Origin of the sequence: Cytobacillus firmus (assembly GCF_023612095.1) — a bacterium.
In the GTDB taxonomy this organism is placed as follows: domain Bacteria; phylum Bacillota; class Bacilli; order Bacillales; family Cytobacillaceae; genus Cytobacillus.
The window spans coordinates 2,357,345-2,371,959 of sequence record NZ_CP086235.1; the positions used below are offsets into that span (position 1 = coordinate 2,357,345).

The following is a 14,615-nucleotide window of genomic DNA, read 5'->3' on the forward strand; positions in this document are numbered from 1 at the left end:
TAAATCTTTAAGTGGCAGAATCAGCAGGAAAAGAAAATCTTTAAAGAAACAGCGATATGGTATTCCCTATGAATATTCCATGACTATCAGTGTTTCTTTAAAGATTTAATTTAATTTGGAGCTTTTCAACTGATTGAAAGGAATTGGAGGAAGGAGACATCTAAATGAAAGGAATAATTCTTGCGGGAGGGACAGGAACACGTCTATTACCTTTTACTAAAATCCTAAATAAACATCTATTGCCGGTTGGCCCCTATCCTATGGTCTATTGGCCAATTATCAAACTAAGGGATGCAGGAATTAAAGACATACTTATCATTACTAATGAGAAGCACCTGAGCTTATTTAAAGAAATGTTAGGTGATGGAAGGGAATTCAATATAAAACTTAAATTTCAATCACAGCAAAATGAGGGCGGAGGAATTGCTGATGCACTTCTAGCTTCGCGTGACTTTATAAATAAAGAAAAATTTGTGGTTGTATTGGGTGATAATCTCTTTGAAGATTCACTAACACCCCATATAAAAGCTTATGTAAACCAGAAAAAAGGGGCAAGAGTTCTTTTGAAGGAAGTCAGTAACCCAACACGTTACGGGGTTCCGAAATTAGATTTGCATGAAAAGAAAATACTTTCCATTCATGAAAAGCCAAGCAGTCCGCCTTCTTCTTATTGTGTAACTGGCATATATATGTATGATGAGGAAGTATTCAAGCTTATTAAAAGCATTAAGCCATCAGAACGAAATGAGCTGGAAATTACAGATGTAAACAATCTGTATATACAGAAAAACCAACTGGAATATGATATTTTAAATGGCTGGTGGATGGATGCAGGAACCCATCATTCGTTATTTTTGGCTCAAAAGTATATTTATGAAAATATGAAAGAAGAGGATCATCATGGTTAAAAATATTCTCGTCACAGGTGGAGCAGGATTTATTGGTTCAAACTTTATTTCCAGAATGCTTAAGAGTGAAAACTATTATATTACCAATATTGACTCCCTGACATATGCTTCTAATAAAAAGGAAATTCAAGCCTTTGAGAATTCAAATTATTATCGTTTTATTAAATGTGATATAGGAAATGAAATCGAATTAAATGAAGTCTTCGACTTGAAATATGAGGCTATTATTAACTTTGCCGCTGAGACACATGTGGATAGGAGTATTGTTAACGCGTATCCATTTATCAAGACAAATATTCAAGGAACATATAATTTATTGCAGGCTGTCCTAAAAGGAAAAGCAGGTAAAATGATTCATATTTCAACAGACGAAGTATATGGTTCCCTTACCCCTGAAGCTTCGCCCTTTACAGAACAAACTCCTCTTGCACCCAATAATCCTTATTCCGCTAGTAAAGCCAGCTCTGATTTGCTTGTCCGCTCTTTTTATGAAACCTACCAGCTCCCACTATTCATTACACGCTGCAGTAATAATTATGGACCTATGCAGCATACAGAAAAGTTTATTCCTAAAATCATTACAAACGCACTTCATAACCAGGAGATCCCTTTATATGGTGATGGATTAAATATAAGAGATTGGATTTTTGCAGAAGATCATTGCAGGGGTATAGAAATGGTCTTAGAAAAGGGAATTGCAGGTGAGATTTACAATATTGGCGGTAATGATGAGAAGACCAATTTGGAGGTAATTCAAATTATTTTAAACCAGTTAAACAAAGATATAAGTCTTATCAAGTATACAGAAGACCGCAAAGGCCATGACAGACGCTATGCAATGAATTCAGGCAAGATATCAAAGGAACTCGGATGGAAGCCAGAGGTTTCATTTGAAGAAGGGATCAGCAGAACGATTAGTTGGTATAAATCCAGATACAAAAGAAGAAGGTGACGAAATGGATATATTAATCACCGGCGGAGAAGGTCAATTAGGGAGGGAATTGCAAAAATTCCTTAGCAGTAAGCATCCTATCAAAAGTCTTGGAAAAAGAGAGCTTGATGTAACAAATAAAGAAGAGGCAGAGTTCATAATTAAACAGTTAAAACCCGATATTATTATTCATGCAGCAGCGTATACTGCAGTAGATAAATGTGAGTCAGAGAGAAAGAAGGCTTTTGAAGTTAATAGTTTAGGTGCCGGATATATAGCTTCAGCAGGGAAAAAAGTAAATGCAAAAATCATCTATATAAGTACTGATTATGTTTTTGATGGAAAAAAACAGAGTTCCTATACGGAGGATGATATTCCAAATCCTCTTTCGGTCTACGGGATGAGCAAATGGCTTGGTGAAAGAATGGTTCTAACCAATAGTGATGCATCGGTTATCCGCACTTCCTGGCTTTACGGACATGAAGGGAAAAATTTCGTTAAAACCATGCTTGCACTCGGAAAGGAAAACAGGGAAATAAGAGTTGTCGATGATCAGATTGGTTCACCTACCTACGTTAATGACCTGGCAGAAGTTATCGAACAAATAATGGATAAGAAAAATGGTATTTATCATTTTAGCAATACAGGCTCATGTTCATGGTTTTCATTTGCAAAACGCATTTTTGAAGAAGCAGGCTATGACCCAAATAAAGTACTGCCTATAACCAGTGCAGAATATGGTGTTCCCGCACAAAGGCCCGCCTATTCAGTATTGGAACATCAGGCAATTATAAATCAAGGCATAAAGACTCCCAGACATTGGGAGTACGCAATGAAAGAATTTATAAGGAAGGAGTTAAGAAAATGATAGAAGGAGTAAAAACTAAACAGCTTATAAAGCATTGCGACGATCGCGGATTTTTTGCCGAGCTTATCAGGGATGATGAGCCTGAGTTACTGTCAGGGTTTGGGCAGGCTTCCTGGTCCATGAGCTATCCTGGTGTCATAAAAGCATTTCATTACCATGAAAAACAAGATGATTTGTGGTTCTTTCCTTCAGGTAATGCACAAGTGGTCCTTTATGATCTTAGAGATAAATCATCCACTAAAGGGGAGACTAACGTATTTTATATGGGTGAGGAAAACCCTATTTTGCTTCTTATACCCAAGGGAATTGCTCATGGATATAGGGTACTTGGGGAAAAGCCTGCTGTCATCATTTATTTTACTACTGAATCCTATGATAAAGATAATCCTGATGAAAAGAGAATCAGCTGGGATGACCCTACTATAAACTTCAAGTGGAATACTGAATTCAGGTAACGTGAAAGGAAGAAAAAATGATGAAAAAAGGCATTAACTTGATTGGCTACGCCAGAGCAGAATTTGGATTGGGAGAAGCCTGCCGTTCAGCAGCTAAAGCATTTCATGCAGCTGACATTCCTTTTTGCATTATTAATTTTCCGCACTGTCCTGCCAGGCAAACTGATTTGACATGGAGACACAAAGAAGTGGAGGAACCGATTTTTAAGACAAACCTTTTCTTAATAAATGCAGATCAGCTATTTATTCATTACCAAAATAATCATTTGAAAAAGAGATGGTTTATGAATCGGCATAATATTGGATACTGGCACTGGGAGCTTCCCATTTTTCCTGATTTGTGGAATAGCAGTTTTTCGATTGTGGATGAAGTGCTGGCTCCTACAGCATTTATAAGAAACTCGATTTCACAAAAGACCTCAAAACCTGTCAATATCATTCCGCATAGTATCTCTCTGGAAATTCCTCAGAAAATAAATAGAAAGTATTTTGGCCTTCCAGATAACCGTTATCTATTCTTAGCGATGTTCGATACAAGAAGCACATCAGCAAGAAAAAATCCCGCTGCAGCAGTTGAATCGTTTAAATTGGCATTTGAAAAGGGTGATAAATCAGTGGGGCTAGTCCTTAAAGTGAATAATGGGTCACATACCGCAGAAGAGTTGGATTACCTTAAACAAAGTGCAACCGGGTATGAAAATATCTATATAATTAATCGAATTCTAAGTCGTCAGGAAGTAAACGGATTAATTAATGTTTCAAATAGCTATATTTCCCTTCATCGATCAGAGGGTTTTGGTTTGCCAATTGCTGAAGCCATGTATTTAGGTAAACCTGTTATCGTCACAAATTGGTCAGGAAACACTGATTTTACGAAACCACATAACTCTTTTTTGGTTAATTTCACACTTAGTAAAATTAGCAAAGACCATGGTCCCTATCATGCAGATCAACTATGGGCTGAGCCTGATATTAGCCATGCGGCCACGCTGATGAAGACAATTGCTGGTAATCAGCAGCATGCAAGAAGAATTGGAATGCAAGGAAAAAAAACAATTGTAAGGAAATTCTCGCCATTAACCATTGGAAATATGTACAAGGAACATCTTAAAAGATTGAAACTATTATAGAAATATAGTTATTTAAGGGAATTAAAGTCGTTCAGGAGTAAGAAATCTAGGAATTAGCACATTTTGTACAAACTTGTTCAAATCCACTCCCATTAAATAAACTCTGCGAATAAAATATTCTTAACCTAGTGAAAAATTTGGATATAAGGAGCTGATCAAATGAAGAAAGCTTTAATTACAGGCATAACCGGGCAAGATGGATCATATTTAGCTGAACTTTTATTAAGCAAGAATTATAAAGTATATGGGCTTAAGAGAAGATCAGCCACTCCTAATGAAGAGAATATTAACCACATTGCAGAAAATATAGATATCATTCCCGGGGATCTGACTGATATTCCTTCTTTGATAAATGCAATCAGGATTTCTGATCCTGATGAAGTTTATAACCTGGCAGCCCAATCTTTTGTCGGCGACTCCTGGGGACAATCAATATACACCGGTCAGGTTACCGCTCTTGGTGTATCAAATCTTCTGGAAGCGGTAAGGCTTGTAAAGCCTGAAGCTCGTTTTTATCAAGCCTCAAGCAGTGAAATGTTTGGCAAGGTATTAGAAATACCCCAAACTGAAAATACTGGATTTTACCCGAGGAGCCCATATGGAGCTGCCAAAGTCTATGGACATTGGATGACAGTTAATTATAGGGAAAGCTATGGAATGTATGCCTGTTCGGGTATTTTATTCAACCATGAGTCGCCCCGCAGAGGGCTGGAATTTGTAACGCGAAAAATAACAGATGCTGTCGCTAAAATAAAGCTGGGAAAACAAAAGGAATTAAGATTAGGAAATTTAGACGCAAAAAGAGACTGGGGATTTGCAGGGGACTATGTTAATGCTATGTGGCTCATTCTCCAGCAGGAACAACCTGAGGACTTTGTCATTGCAACTGGAGAAACACATACAGTCAAAGAGTTTGTTGAAATTGCTTTTAGTCACGTGGGTTTGGATTGGAGCCAATTCGTTGTACAGGATCCAAAATTCATGAGACCTGCTGAGGTTGACCTGTTACTGGGAAATCCAGAGAAAGCAAAAAGAATATTAAATTGGTCTCCAAGTGTATCATTTGAAAGTCTGGTAACAATGATGGTAGATTCTGACCTTAAAAGAAACAGTGGTAAACAATGAGAGCTTTGATTACAGGGGTTTCAGGATTTGCAGGCAAATACCTCGAAAATTATTTAACAAATCAAGGTGCAGAAGTTTTTGGAACATCAAGACAATCAAAACCTCCAAAGAAGTACTATACACTGGACCTCGCAGACAGGAAGGCTGCGGAAAAAATAATCAGAGAGGTAAAACCAACTCATATCTTTCACCTGGCAGGAGCAAGTAATGTAAGAGATTCATGGAAAAATATAAGCGATACATTTGAATCCAATACAATGGGGACTGTTAATCTGCTTGAAGCCGCAATAAATGCCGATACTGGCCCGCGCATCATTACAATTGGGTCTTCAGAAGAATACGGAAATGTCACTATACCGCTTAATGGCATAACAGAGGAGGCTCAAATAAATCCCATCAGCCCTTACGGATTAAGTAAGTCAGTTATTAATAAACTAATAAATCAGTATAAAATCTCGTATGGTATTGATGCTATTCATTTACGGCCTTTTAATCATATAGGTCCTGGCCAAAAAAGGGGATTTGTTACCTCAGACTTTGCCTATCAAATTGCCTTAATAAATAAAACAAAATCCAACAATGTATTAAAAGTGGGAAATCTTGAAGCAGTAAGGGATTTTACGGATGTTAGAGATATTGTTAAAGCCTATTATCAAATAGCTTTAAAAGGGAAATCAGGAGAATCATATAATGTATGTTCCGGCAAGGGAATTAAAGTACAAGAGATACTCAACATGCTGCTGTCCTTTTCAGCCAGGGAAATAATAGTTGAGCAAACAGCTGAAAATATGAGGGCTTCTGATATTCCTTTCTATGTAGGAAGCCCGAAAAAAATTAAAATTGCTTCGGGCTGGGAGCCCATTATTCCAATTAAAGATTCATTAAAAGATATTTATCACTTTTGGCTAAGCAGTCAGCAGGTAGGAGAATAGAGCAGTTTTAAAATCACTAAAATTGAGTAGGAGGAGCGAGGTGAAGATAAATGTCTAAAGCAAACATTAATAAAACTAACCTGAAAATAAGCTGTATTTTAACGAGTTATAATCGTCCTCAAAGAGTCCGTGAGGCCATTGCAAGTGTGCAGCAGCAAACGTATCCTAATTGGGAGCTCATTATTGTAGATGACAATTCAAATGCACAAACTAAAAACGTATTAAAAGGAATTGCAGATAAGGATCACCGAATTACATTAATTCACACAGGAGTAAGTCCGAAGGATCGCCCGAAAACAACCAGGTATGCAACCTGCATAAATTTGGCTTTGCAGAGGATAACAGGTGATTTAGTAACATATTTAACTGATGATGATATTTATTATCCAGCACGATTTGAGAAAATGGCAGAGGTTTTTCAAATGAACCCTCATATCTATGTGCTTTATGGCAAACAAAAAGTAATAGTGTTTTCGGGTAATAGGGTAAAAAGGACTTTTATTCGTCCATTAGTGGGAATAACACGGGAACCAATGGGGAAGGTTGATCATAATTCCTTTATGCACAGGCGATCCTGCTTAAAGCTCGTGGAAGGGTGGGATGACCACCCTGCCCATTGGAATGCCGGTGACGCCGCTTTTTTTAAAAGGCTTGTAAAACATTGGGATTTTTACCCCCTGCATGTATTAACCGATGAACACAGAATACATGGTAAAGGTGTTCAAAGGAAACTTCAACGCGGAAACAAACCATGGAATAGTGAAGATGCTGAGTAGGCTGATTTCCCATGATTGAAGGTAGTTTTTTACTGAAATATTAAATATTCATAATCTAATATTATTATTGGAGCTTACTCAGCATGTCTTCCAGTCTTTTTTCAAAAGTATGTTCTTTTAGGACACGCTTAGAGGCGAGTTTAGCGATTTCCTTGCGCTGTTTTTCATGTTTAATATAATAGTTGATTTTTTGAAGCAGTTCTTCTTCGGTTTTAAATGATACGATCTCTTTTCCTTCGATAAAGTGGATTGGCAGATCCTCTTTGTACTCAATTAATTGAAAACCTCCGCAAGCAGCAACATCAAAAGTTCTATTATTTATGCTATTGCCCTTTATGCCAATCCGATTTTTGTTTTGAGTCAAATTGTAAGGCCTATGCGTATTTAGAACAATTTTTGCTCCGTTATAATATTTAGCCGCAATCGATGGTTTCACCCAACTATCATGAACCTCCAATCTGGGATGGTTTTTCAGCCGGACTAATGTATGTCTCCATTCGCCGATTACTTTAATTTTATAAGGTGTTTTTTGCAAAAGAACTTGGATTAGCTTCACTCTCTCAGGATATGGAAAACCAAGGAGACAAATATCACTTTTATACGCTGGTTCCACCTGAACAGGCTTAAATATTTCAGTTGAAGTACCTAATGGCAAGTGGAAAGTATGCTGGTGTCCTTTTTGAATATAGAAATCCATGGCGGCTGTGTCGATAGTAAAAATATAATCATAATCAGGTACTAGCACTTCCGATTTGTCCATGTAATAAGGATCTTCAGTAAGCCAGACTGCCGTCTTAATTTTTTGCGTCTTTAGCCACTGAATTAAATGTGAAGGGACATTAAACCCAACGAGGGCAATAGCAATTTCCGGTTTAAACTGATTTACCATGGTTATTAGATTTCGAGTGCCAGTTAGGGGATCCAATAGTTTCACTTTGTTTTTCTTTTTAAGCTCTCTCATAATCCACTCTTCAAAAAAATTATAAATCCCTGTATAACCTGATGAAATAAATAGAATTCTCATAATTACCACCTAAAAATTTATAGAAATGCAGTTTAAGGTATTGATTCCTTTTCCTTCCATTTTATACATACTGATTGAAGTTTCACTTTATATTTGGGTAAACCTACTTGTATGTTATGCAGCTTCACCTGCTATGTGTTTGGGCTTTTGCTTAAATTCAACCACTATCCGTTTCGATTTTTTCTTTAGTATGGCAATAATCCAAGCCATCCACATTTAGAAGATTATAATGCTGTGTACAGGAATTTTTGGAGGGAGAGAATGTGAGCAGAAATTTCATGAAAGTGATTCCGTATCAAGAAATATGTACGGCCAAAGACTTTAAGGAATTTAAATTAGGAATACTACCGGAGAATACTTTATATCATTTAAGTGATCCAGAAAGAACCCGCATCATACCACCCGTGCGGCCATTTCCAGGTATAAGATTGCCGAATGAATGTGTAACACAGGATTTTTATGTAGCAAGTCTTAAGAACACTTTATGTTTAAGGAATCAGACTATTATCCAAGACAGAAGGTTTGTTCTTCCTGATAGCTTCAGACATTACGAGTTTAATGCCTCTACAACCAATCTCATCTATCATGGAAGATCAAACCGATTCTCACTGAAGGTTAAAAGCCAAAACACAAAATACCAGTCAGGTGATTATATTTTTTTAAGCGGAGAAAAAAGCGGCTTCGGACATTTTTTATTAGAGGTTATCTCCAGATTGTGGATTACTAAATATATTGATGTTAAGAATGTAAAATTTATTATGAATTCAGAAGATCGAAAAAGCTGGCAACTCGATCTGCTTAAACCATTCGGAATAAGTTTGAAGCAAATCATATACTTGGATAAACCTATCGTGTGTGAAAGACTTCATATACCAGTCCAGTCCTTTTGTTTAAGAAAATACACCTCAACATTTGCCTATAAAACATGGAAAACGATCGGAGACTACTATGACAGGGGGACAGGGTTTGAAAAGATTTATGTCTCCAGATCAAAATTGAAAAACCAGCGAAGAGTTTTACTGAATGAGAAGTCTGTTGAAAGGATTTTTTCTTTAAACGGGTATAAAATTATTCACCCTGAAGAATTAAAGGTCTCAGAGCAAATTAATTTATTTCGTAACGCAAAGGTCATAGCAGGAACTTCAGGTTCAGGTATGTATAACAGTGTCTTTCTGCAAAATCATCCAAAAGTTTTAATCCTTGCCTCTAATAAGTTTTTTAAAATGAGTGATATATTGGTGAATACATCTACTGGAGGCAAGCTGCATTATTTTCTCGGTCAGACAGCGGAATTAAATGCTTCTGGCAATAAAGCAATCTGGACATTAAACACAAAGCACCTGCACCAATTTTTGAAGGAATTTTAAAGAATCTTTTAATATGTATGAATGAATTAGGGGAGATGAGAAAGTGATAATATTTATCCACATACCAAAAACAGCTGGCACCTCCATGAGGAAAACAATTGAAAATCAGTATAATATTCATCAAATCCGTTCATATTATGCTGGATATCAGGACGCTTATAACAAACTAAAGGGAACTCCGCAGTCAGAACTATCTTCGGTAAAGTGGGTACAGGGCCATTTTCGATTTGGGCTTCATGAAGCTATATCGCACCCTGTTCAGTATATTACCATGCTTCGACATCCTGTAGACCGTGTCATTTCCTATTATTATTTTTTAAGGGAGAACCCTAGACACCCTTTATATAAACAAGCTAATTCTTTAAATTTAAAGGAATTTATTATGGATGAAGATGGAATTATTCAAGATGGAATATATAACTTACAAACAAAAATGATTTCCGGTGATGGCACTCCATCAATAGAAAAAGCAAAAAAAAATATCGAGGAACACTTTTTGATGGTCGGAATAACGGAGCGTTTTAATGAGTCATTGGCTATTATGAGAAAGAAGCTTGGATGGAATGTCCCTTATAATCATAAGCACAATGTAACTAGAACACGTCCGAAAATGGCACAGGTTCCAGCAGAAGTCAGAAAGCTGATCGAACAGAAGAATGAAATTGATTTTCAGTTATATGAGTACGGAAAAGCTTTCCTTCAGAAAGAAATTAATTCTTTGAATTGATAAAGTGAAACTTAATGAAATTATTGATAGATCCTGACCGAAAAAATGAAAGGCTGACTCGAATGATAGATTTGAGTCAGCCTTTTCCCTAAATTGAGAGATTAACTTATTTTCATCTGCAGATAAAAATGGTAAAATATAACTTACGAGAGAAATTTTACACATAAATCAGGATTGGCGCGGAAGAAAACTCCTTCCCCGCAAAATAGTATACTCAAGTCTTCTTTTTGGTATAAACGCTTATTAATCTTTTATTCTCTTTCAAGATTCTTTCGGTATGCGGGCTGACTTCAAATCCCGGCAGGCTGATCCGGGATTTTTTCTGCAATGTTTTCATGGTGCTGTCAGCATGTATTCGCGGTAATTTCTTTTTCTTATCCGCTGGTTCCTTCATGGTCTTCGTCCTCCTGTTCGGCAGGGAGCATTAGGTCGTATATTGATATGAGTGAAGTGAATAGCAAATAGTCGAATTCGGTTACAAAACGGCCGGAGGTCACTTTAATGATATAATCCTCTTCGAAAATAGAAAAAGGGATTAGTGCCAGCTTTTCTTCCGCATCATAGTAAACTTCCCTGCGGTTTAGCCGGCTATGAATCAAGGCTTTATCGGTGTAGTGCTCAAGGAGATAGTCTTTCTCTTCCTGTGTTGAATACCTGCATAACGATGCCTTCATATCGACTTTTTCCGCAAAGTCAGCCAAAAGCTTTTCGATTCCTGCAAGATAAGCTTCTTCATTTCCATAATAAATGTCAATCGGTTCATTTCTCAATAAATATTGAAACGATTTCAGCTTATTCATATGTGAGTTTAACAGGTCGCTGTTTTCTTCAAGCAAATCTCTTGTGTCAGTGGCCAGTTCATTATTTCCGACTCGTTTCAAATAAGATCCAAGAAAAACAAAAGCATCGACAAGAGCAAATATAATCGCGACAATCAGGTAATTCTGCCAGTGATCAAAAATGGTTTCCGGCTCATTTGTCCAATAAATTACTGCACCCAGTACATAAAGAATATACCAGGTTTTACGAATGACGGACATTTTTTCTTTTACTTTCTTTTCCCAAAGCCAGACAGAAATAACATAAAACCCAAGACAAGCGACAATGATCCACACAGCAATCTTAAAGAATATCAGCAAATAAATCGCCTCGTCTGCCATAAAATGAATTTCTGTTAGAATATTTGCATAATTTTAATACCATTATATCAGAAAATATGCCATAAATTTGAAAATAAATGCGGAGGAACTAAAAATATGAAGAAATACCTAACTATGACGGCGGCTGTTCTTGTAATTCTGATAATCATCAATCACTTTACCTTAAAGCAGGCAGTTGAATTATGTGAAGAATCCAAAAAGGATGCACATATAGACAGAGATCTATTTGCCATTAATTGGAGTGTAAGCTGTAAAGAGTAGTTATTAGTACAGTTTTTCATTTTTTATAAAAAATGATATAAATGCCATCCTCAACTTGTCCACTCCTTGTTGCGTCCAGCCGCATATAAAATAGTAAGCCATAGAAAAACAAGCTTTTTTATTTTGGAAAGCTTCGGATTCTGTTGGCTAAAAACAACAAGTAGGAGTGTAGAATATGAAGAAAAACCATTCGTACGGCTGTGGAAGCAGCGACAAATGTCCTCCATTACCGAAGTGTGACACGGCTAAATCGCATACTCATTTTTGTGATGTAGGAGATCCGCAAAATACAGGCGGAGTAGAGCAGACAATAATTCTTGGAGATGTTCCAATTCAGACATTAACTGAAGCAGATATTTATCTTCCTTCATATGCCACAGAAATTAAACAAATCCGAAAGAATGTATATCTGACACAATGTAAAGCTGTACCTGTTATCCCGGAAGGCTTCCCTGAAACACCTCCAACATCTGTAAAGCTTTATGTAGAAGGGTATATTCACAAGAACATTCAATATGTTGATGATTGTGAAGGCTATGTGAAAGACTACAGTGTCAACGTTCCATTTAAGTGCTACTCCCTGGTAAACACCCTTCCTGAAATTGATTGGGAATTCAGCAATAAGAACAGCAATTCCAACGAAATCAGAGAGCTTGCAAAAAATGGCATGGGTGCAGACAGATGCAGCTTTGGCTCCTTCACATTTGAGTTCTTGAATGAGCCAATCAAGTGTAAACTTCTAAATGCTTCCGTTACTCAAATGGATATTCTGAGCGATTTTGATAAATGGGGCAGATTTGACAAGATTACTGAAAAAGCAGAAGTTAATTTGCTTGTAAGATTAACTCAGCGTCAATTGGCAAACGGCGGGGGAGACCAATAATCGGGTTTTCCTGGTAATGAATGAGAGGGTATCTTCAGTAGATACCCTCTTTACATTTGTACGATTTGCTCCTGAAAAAAATCCATAGACAGCAAGGCTTTGCCCATGATTTCAAGACCGGGATGATCTTCTGCATTCCCATGCCAGAGAACACGAATACTCTTCAATTTACAGGTGATTTCCTCTGTGAATTGCTGGAAATATTCGAAATGATGATCCAGTCTGTTTTCGTGAATAAACATAAACTCCTTTTTATTAGACGAAGCTGGCATCTGAGGAGGGGAAATCCACTCCAGCTCTATGGTTTTATCTATAGAAACGGGCATCCTTATGTTTTGCAGCTTATTATGAGTTTCAAAAAGGATGTCTGCCATTAGGGTACCTTTGATGAAAATTGTTTTTGAAGGCAAAATGGCAGAGCATTGCAAAGATTTCACTGACCATTTTATTTTTGAAATGTGACCATTCTTAATAGGCACCGTCAAGCAATCGAATATTGTAATGTCCAGGTCCGCTTTTCCTATTAAGACAGGAAGCTTGACTTGAAGTCCATTCCGGAAACATTTACTGCAGCATGGCGCAGGTTCTTCTTCATCCATAAGACTGCTGCTTGAGGATGATTCCTCCAGCAGCTCAAACAGGTCATCACTTAACTCCTCTGAACCTTCACTTTCATCAGAGACAGGATTCACGCTCTCTTCAGTTTCGTTTATTGACTCTTCTTCTTCATATTCAGGTGATTCGCTTAAAATAACACCCTGCAGCATAGCTGAGAAGTATTCAAGCAATGATGAAACTTCCTTATATGTTGCTTCTTCTGGATTGGCTGACGATTCAGATTCTTCACATTCACTCTCCATAAATAATTCTTCCTGCAAAAAGTCATGACTGCTAATAGTGTGATCAGAAGATTCATCCAGCAGTGCAAGGAACTTTTCCTGAAGCGGGGGAGTGTCTTCACACTCCTTATCCAGGATGCTGCAGGCTTTTTTCAGAAGAAGTGAGAACTCGCCTTCATAGCTGGACGACTCTTCATTATGATTGTTTTGCCAATGATCTTCAGAGTCACCATCCTTTGCTTCTTCCAAGATAGGATGCTCTCTTTCGGATGAAGATTCTTCGCACTTTACATGATTGACAGTTTCACGGGCAGAAGATTCACTCTTGTCATAGCCAGCTTCTAAAATCAGTGCAAATTCTTCATCCTGTTTGCTCTGAAAATAGTCAAATCCATTTTCTATGGAGGAAGACTCACCGAGCATCTCGGCAAACTCATCCTCCAATAAAATAGCAGACTCAGATTCTATATTAGCTGCTTTAGGCATGCTGCTGTTCAATTCTGTATCTTCATTTATATCGGTCATCATGACGTCATCAAGCATGCTAAGGAATTCCTGTGTCAAATCAGTTTCTTCCGGATCCTTAATAGAAGATTTGTATTCTTGCATTTCAGCCTTTTGCTCAACTACTATGGTTTCATGATTGTCTGCTTGGCCGGGGATTTTTTCGGCTGGCATAAATTCGTTCAGTTTTGTTTCTGTATCCGGCCGGGATGAATCTTTCTCATCAGACCCGCCAGGTAAATGGCTCTTGGTGAATGCAGGCTGATTTGAGTATCTGCTGGGTAAAGAAGGGGACCAGCTCAGCATTGGAGAAAAGGGCGTCAGCATGTCATTCAGCTGCGACGGAAGTCTGAATTTTTTCGGCTTAGTCATTTCGTTTTTGCCTTTAGGAGGTACACTCTCCTCCTCCTTATTTTCCTTTTCAGCAGATTCTTCTGATAGTGCACTGGTTTTGGTAATAAGGTTCGATTCAACTGATGGAGGCGGTAAAATAAGCGGTAACGACTTTGTTTTTCCGCGGTTAAAAGAGTTCCAGGCTGCCTTTTGATCTTTTTTAGATTCCTTTTCATCTACAGCTTCAGCTGGTTCTTGACTATTTGAATTGTTTCCTGTATAAAAGAAAAATTGCTGCTGTTCCAACGGATTTCCAGTATCTGCATCGATCCGGTAAATCCGGTTATAGGCACTTCTCATATCACTCATATACATAGGAAGGTGCTGCAATT

The 14,615-nt window shown here is 37.5% G+C and carries 16 protein-coding genes; 12 read left to right on the forward strand and 4 right to left on the reverse strand.

The genetic code is table 11. The annotated features are described in order from the left end of the window. Positions 1–164: 164 nt before the first annotated feature. The 8 genes from LLY41_RS11935 (at position 165) to LLY41_RS11970 (ending at position 7,125) form a co-directional block, all read left to right on the forward strand. The gene (locus tag LLY41_RS11935) at positions 165–908 is read left to right on the forward strand and encodes a sugar phosphate nucleotidyltransferase (RefSeq protein ID WP_095242943.1); all 744 of its coding nucleotides are present in this window, start codon (positions 165–167) and stop codon (positions 906–908) included. After that, the gene (rfbB, locus tag LLY41_RS11940; protein ID WP_304585465.1) at positions 901–1,860 is read left to right on the forward strand and encodes a dTDP-glucose 4,6-dehydratase; all 960 of its coding nucleotides are present in this window, start codon (positions 901–903) and stop codon (positions 1,858–1,860) included. The genes LLY41_RS11935 and rfbB overlap by 8 nt, the downstream gene beginning before the upstream one ends. Continuing rightward, a complete protein-coding gene (rfbD, locus tag LLY41_RS11945; protein WP_286137022.1) occupies positions 1,799–2,707 on the forward strand; it encodes a dTDP-4-dehydrorhamnose reductase in 909 nt (302 codons plus the stop codon). Before rfbB ends, rfbD begins: the two co-directional genes overlap by 62 nt. Beyond that, positions 2,704–3,162 (forward strand): dTDP-4-dehydrorhamnose 3,5-epimerase family protein, encoded by a 459-nt coding sequence (locus tag LLY41_RS11950; RefSeq protein WP_095242940.1) that lies wholly within the window; start codon positions 2,704–2,706, stop codon positions 3,160–3,162. The genes rfbD and LLY41_RS11950 overlap by 4 nt, the downstream gene beginning before the upstream one ends. 17 nt (positions 3,163–3,179) lie before the next feature. Then, entirely contained in the window at positions 3,180–4,292 is a 1,113-nt protein-coding gene (locus LLY41_RS11955) for a glycosyltransferase (RefSeq protein ID WP_304585466.1), read from the forward strand. Between the two features lie 159 nt (positions 4,293–4,451). Next, positions 4,452–5,417 carry a GDP-mannose 4,6-dehydratase gene (gene gmd, locus LLY41_RS11960; RefSeq protein WP_304585467.1) on the forward strand — a complete coding sequence of 322 codons (966 nt, stop codon included), beginning with the start codon at positions 4,452–4,454 and terminating at the stop codon, positions 5,415–5,417. Then, entirely contained in the window at positions 5,414–6,349 is a 936-nt protein-coding gene (locus tag LLY41_RS11965) for a GDP-mannose 4,6-dehydratase (RefSeq protein WP_095242937.1), read from the forward strand. The genes gmd and LLY41_RS11965 overlap by 4 nt, the downstream gene beginning before the upstream one ends. A 50-nt stretch (positions 6,350–6,399) precedes the next feature. After that, positions 6,400–7,125: a glycosyltransferase family 2 protein gene (locus LLY41_RS11970; RefSeq protein ID WP_095242936.1), complete on the forward strand. Its 726-nt coding sequence runs from the start codon at positions 6,400–6,402 to the stop codon at positions 7,123–7,125. A 64-nt stretch (positions 7,126–7,189) separates the two neighbouring features. Here the strand turns inward: LLY41_RS11970 and LLY41_RS11975 are convergent, their stop codons facing one another. After that, on the reverse strand, positions 7,190–8,149 hold the full coding sequence (locus LLY41_RS11975; RefSeq protein ID WP_095242935.1) for a CgeB family protein: 960 nt from the start codon (positions 8,147–8,149) through the stop codon (positions 7,190–7,192). 263 nt (positions 8,150–8,412) lie between these two features. On the opposite strand from LLY41_RS11975, the gene LLY41_RS11980 reads away from it, so the two are divergent. Next, entirely contained in the window at positions 8,413–9,516 is a 1,104-nt protein-coding gene (locus tag LLY41_RS11980; RefSeq protein WP_095242934.1) for a glycosyltransferase family 61 protein, read from the forward strand. Positions 9,517–9,559: 43 nt separating this feature from the next. Next, positions 9,560–10,243, forward strand: a complete 684-nt coding sequence (locus tag LLY41_RS11985) for a sulfotransferase family 2 domain-containing protein (protein WP_179288942.1) — start codon at positions 9,560–9,562, stop codon at positions 10,241–10,243. Between the two features lie 214 nt (positions 10,244–10,457). Here LLY41_RS11985 and LLY41_RS11990 read toward each other — a convergent pair whose 3' ends face one another. Both LLY41_RS11990 and LLY41_RS11995 read right to left on the reverse strand, forming a co-directional pair. Further along, the gene (locus tag LLY41_RS11990) at positions 10,458–10,637 is read right to left on the reverse strand and encodes a type II toxin-antitoxin system SpoIISB family antitoxin (RefSeq protein WP_095242932.1); all 180 of its coding nucleotides are present in this window, start codon (positions 10,635–10,637) and stop codon (positions 10,458–10,460) included. Further along, the gene (locus LLY41_RS11995) at positions 10,618–11,382 is read right to left on the reverse strand and encodes a type II toxin-antitoxin system SpoIISA family toxin (RefSeq protein ID WP_304588035.1); all 765 of its coding nucleotides are present in this window, start codon (positions 11,380–11,382) and stop codon (positions 10,618–10,620) included. The genes LLY41_RS11990 and LLY41_RS11995 overlap by 20 nt, the downstream gene beginning before the upstream one ends. 117 nt (positions 11,383–11,499) lie before the next feature. Here LLY41_RS11995 and LLY41_RS12000 point away from each other — a divergent pair, with 117 nt between their 5' ends. Continuing rightward, on the forward strand, positions 11,500–11,664 hold the full coding sequence (locus LLY41_RS12000) for a hypothetical protein (RefSeq protein WP_304585468.1): 165 nt from the start codon (positions 11,500–11,502) through the stop codon (positions 11,662–11,664). A 175-nt stretch (positions 11,665–11,839) separates the two neighbouring features. Then, positions 11,840–12,547 carry a CsxC family protein gene (locus LLY41_RS12005; protein WP_095242931.1) on the forward strand — a complete coding sequence of 236 codons (708 nt, stop codon included), beginning with the start codon at positions 11,840–11,842 and terminating at the stop codon, positions 12,545–12,547. Positions 12,548–12,597: 50 nt separating this feature from the next. Here LLY41_RS12005 and LLY41_RS12010 read toward each other — a convergent pair whose 3' ends face one another. Next, positions 12,598–14,613, reverse strand: coding sequence for a hypothetical protein (locus LLY41_RS12010; RefSeq protein ID WP_304585469.1), 2,016 nt, complete (start codon positions 14,611–14,613; stop codon positions 12,598–12,600). Between the last annotated feature and the right edge of the window lie 2 nt (positions 14,614–14,615).

Bases quoted from the DNA above. Each gene is read 5' to 3' on its own strand.
- LLY41_RS11935 (WP_095242943.1), top strand. From the start codon at position 165: ATGAAAGGAATAATTCTTGCGGGAGGGACAGGAACACGTCTATTACCT.
- rfbB (WP_304585465.1), top strand. From the start codon at position 901: ATGGTTAAAAATATTCTCGTCACAGGTGGAGCAGGATTTATTGGTTCA.
- LLY41_RS11950 (WP_095242940.1), top strand. From the start codon at position 2,704: ATGATAGAAGGAGTAAAAACTAAACAGCTTATAAAGCATTGCGACGAT.
- LLY41_RS11955 (WP_304585466.1), top strand. From the start codon at position 3,180: ATGATGAAAAAAGGCATTAACTTGATTGGCTACGCCAGAGCAGAATTT.
- gmd (WP_304585467.1), top strand. From the start codon at position 4,452: ATGAAGAAAGCTTTAATTACAGGCATAACCGGGCAAGATGGATCATAT.
- LLY41_RS11965 (WP_095242937.1), top strand. From the start codon at position 5,414: ATGAGAGCTTTGATTACAGGGGTTTCAGGATTTGCAGGCAAATACCTC.
- LLY41_RS11970 (WP_095242936.1), top strand. From the start codon at position 6,400: ATGTCTAAAGCAAACATTAATAAAACTAACCTGAAAATAAGCTGTATT.
- LLY41_RS11975 (WP_095242935.1), bottom strand. From the start codon at position 8,149: ATGAGAATTCTATTTATTTCATCAGGTTATACAGGGATTTATAATTTT.
- LLY41_RS11990 (WP_095242932.1), bottom strand. From the start codon at position 10,637: ATGAAGGAACCAGCGGATAAGAAAAAGAAATTACCGCGAATACATGCT.
- LLY41_RS12000 (WP_304585468.1), top strand. From the start codon at position 11,500: ATGAAGAAATACCTAACTATGACGGCGGCTGTTCTTGTAATTCTGATA.
- LLY41_RS12005 (WP_095242931.1), top strand. From the start codon at position 11,840: ATGAAGAAAAACCATTCGTACGGCTGTGGAAGCAGCGACAAATGTCCT.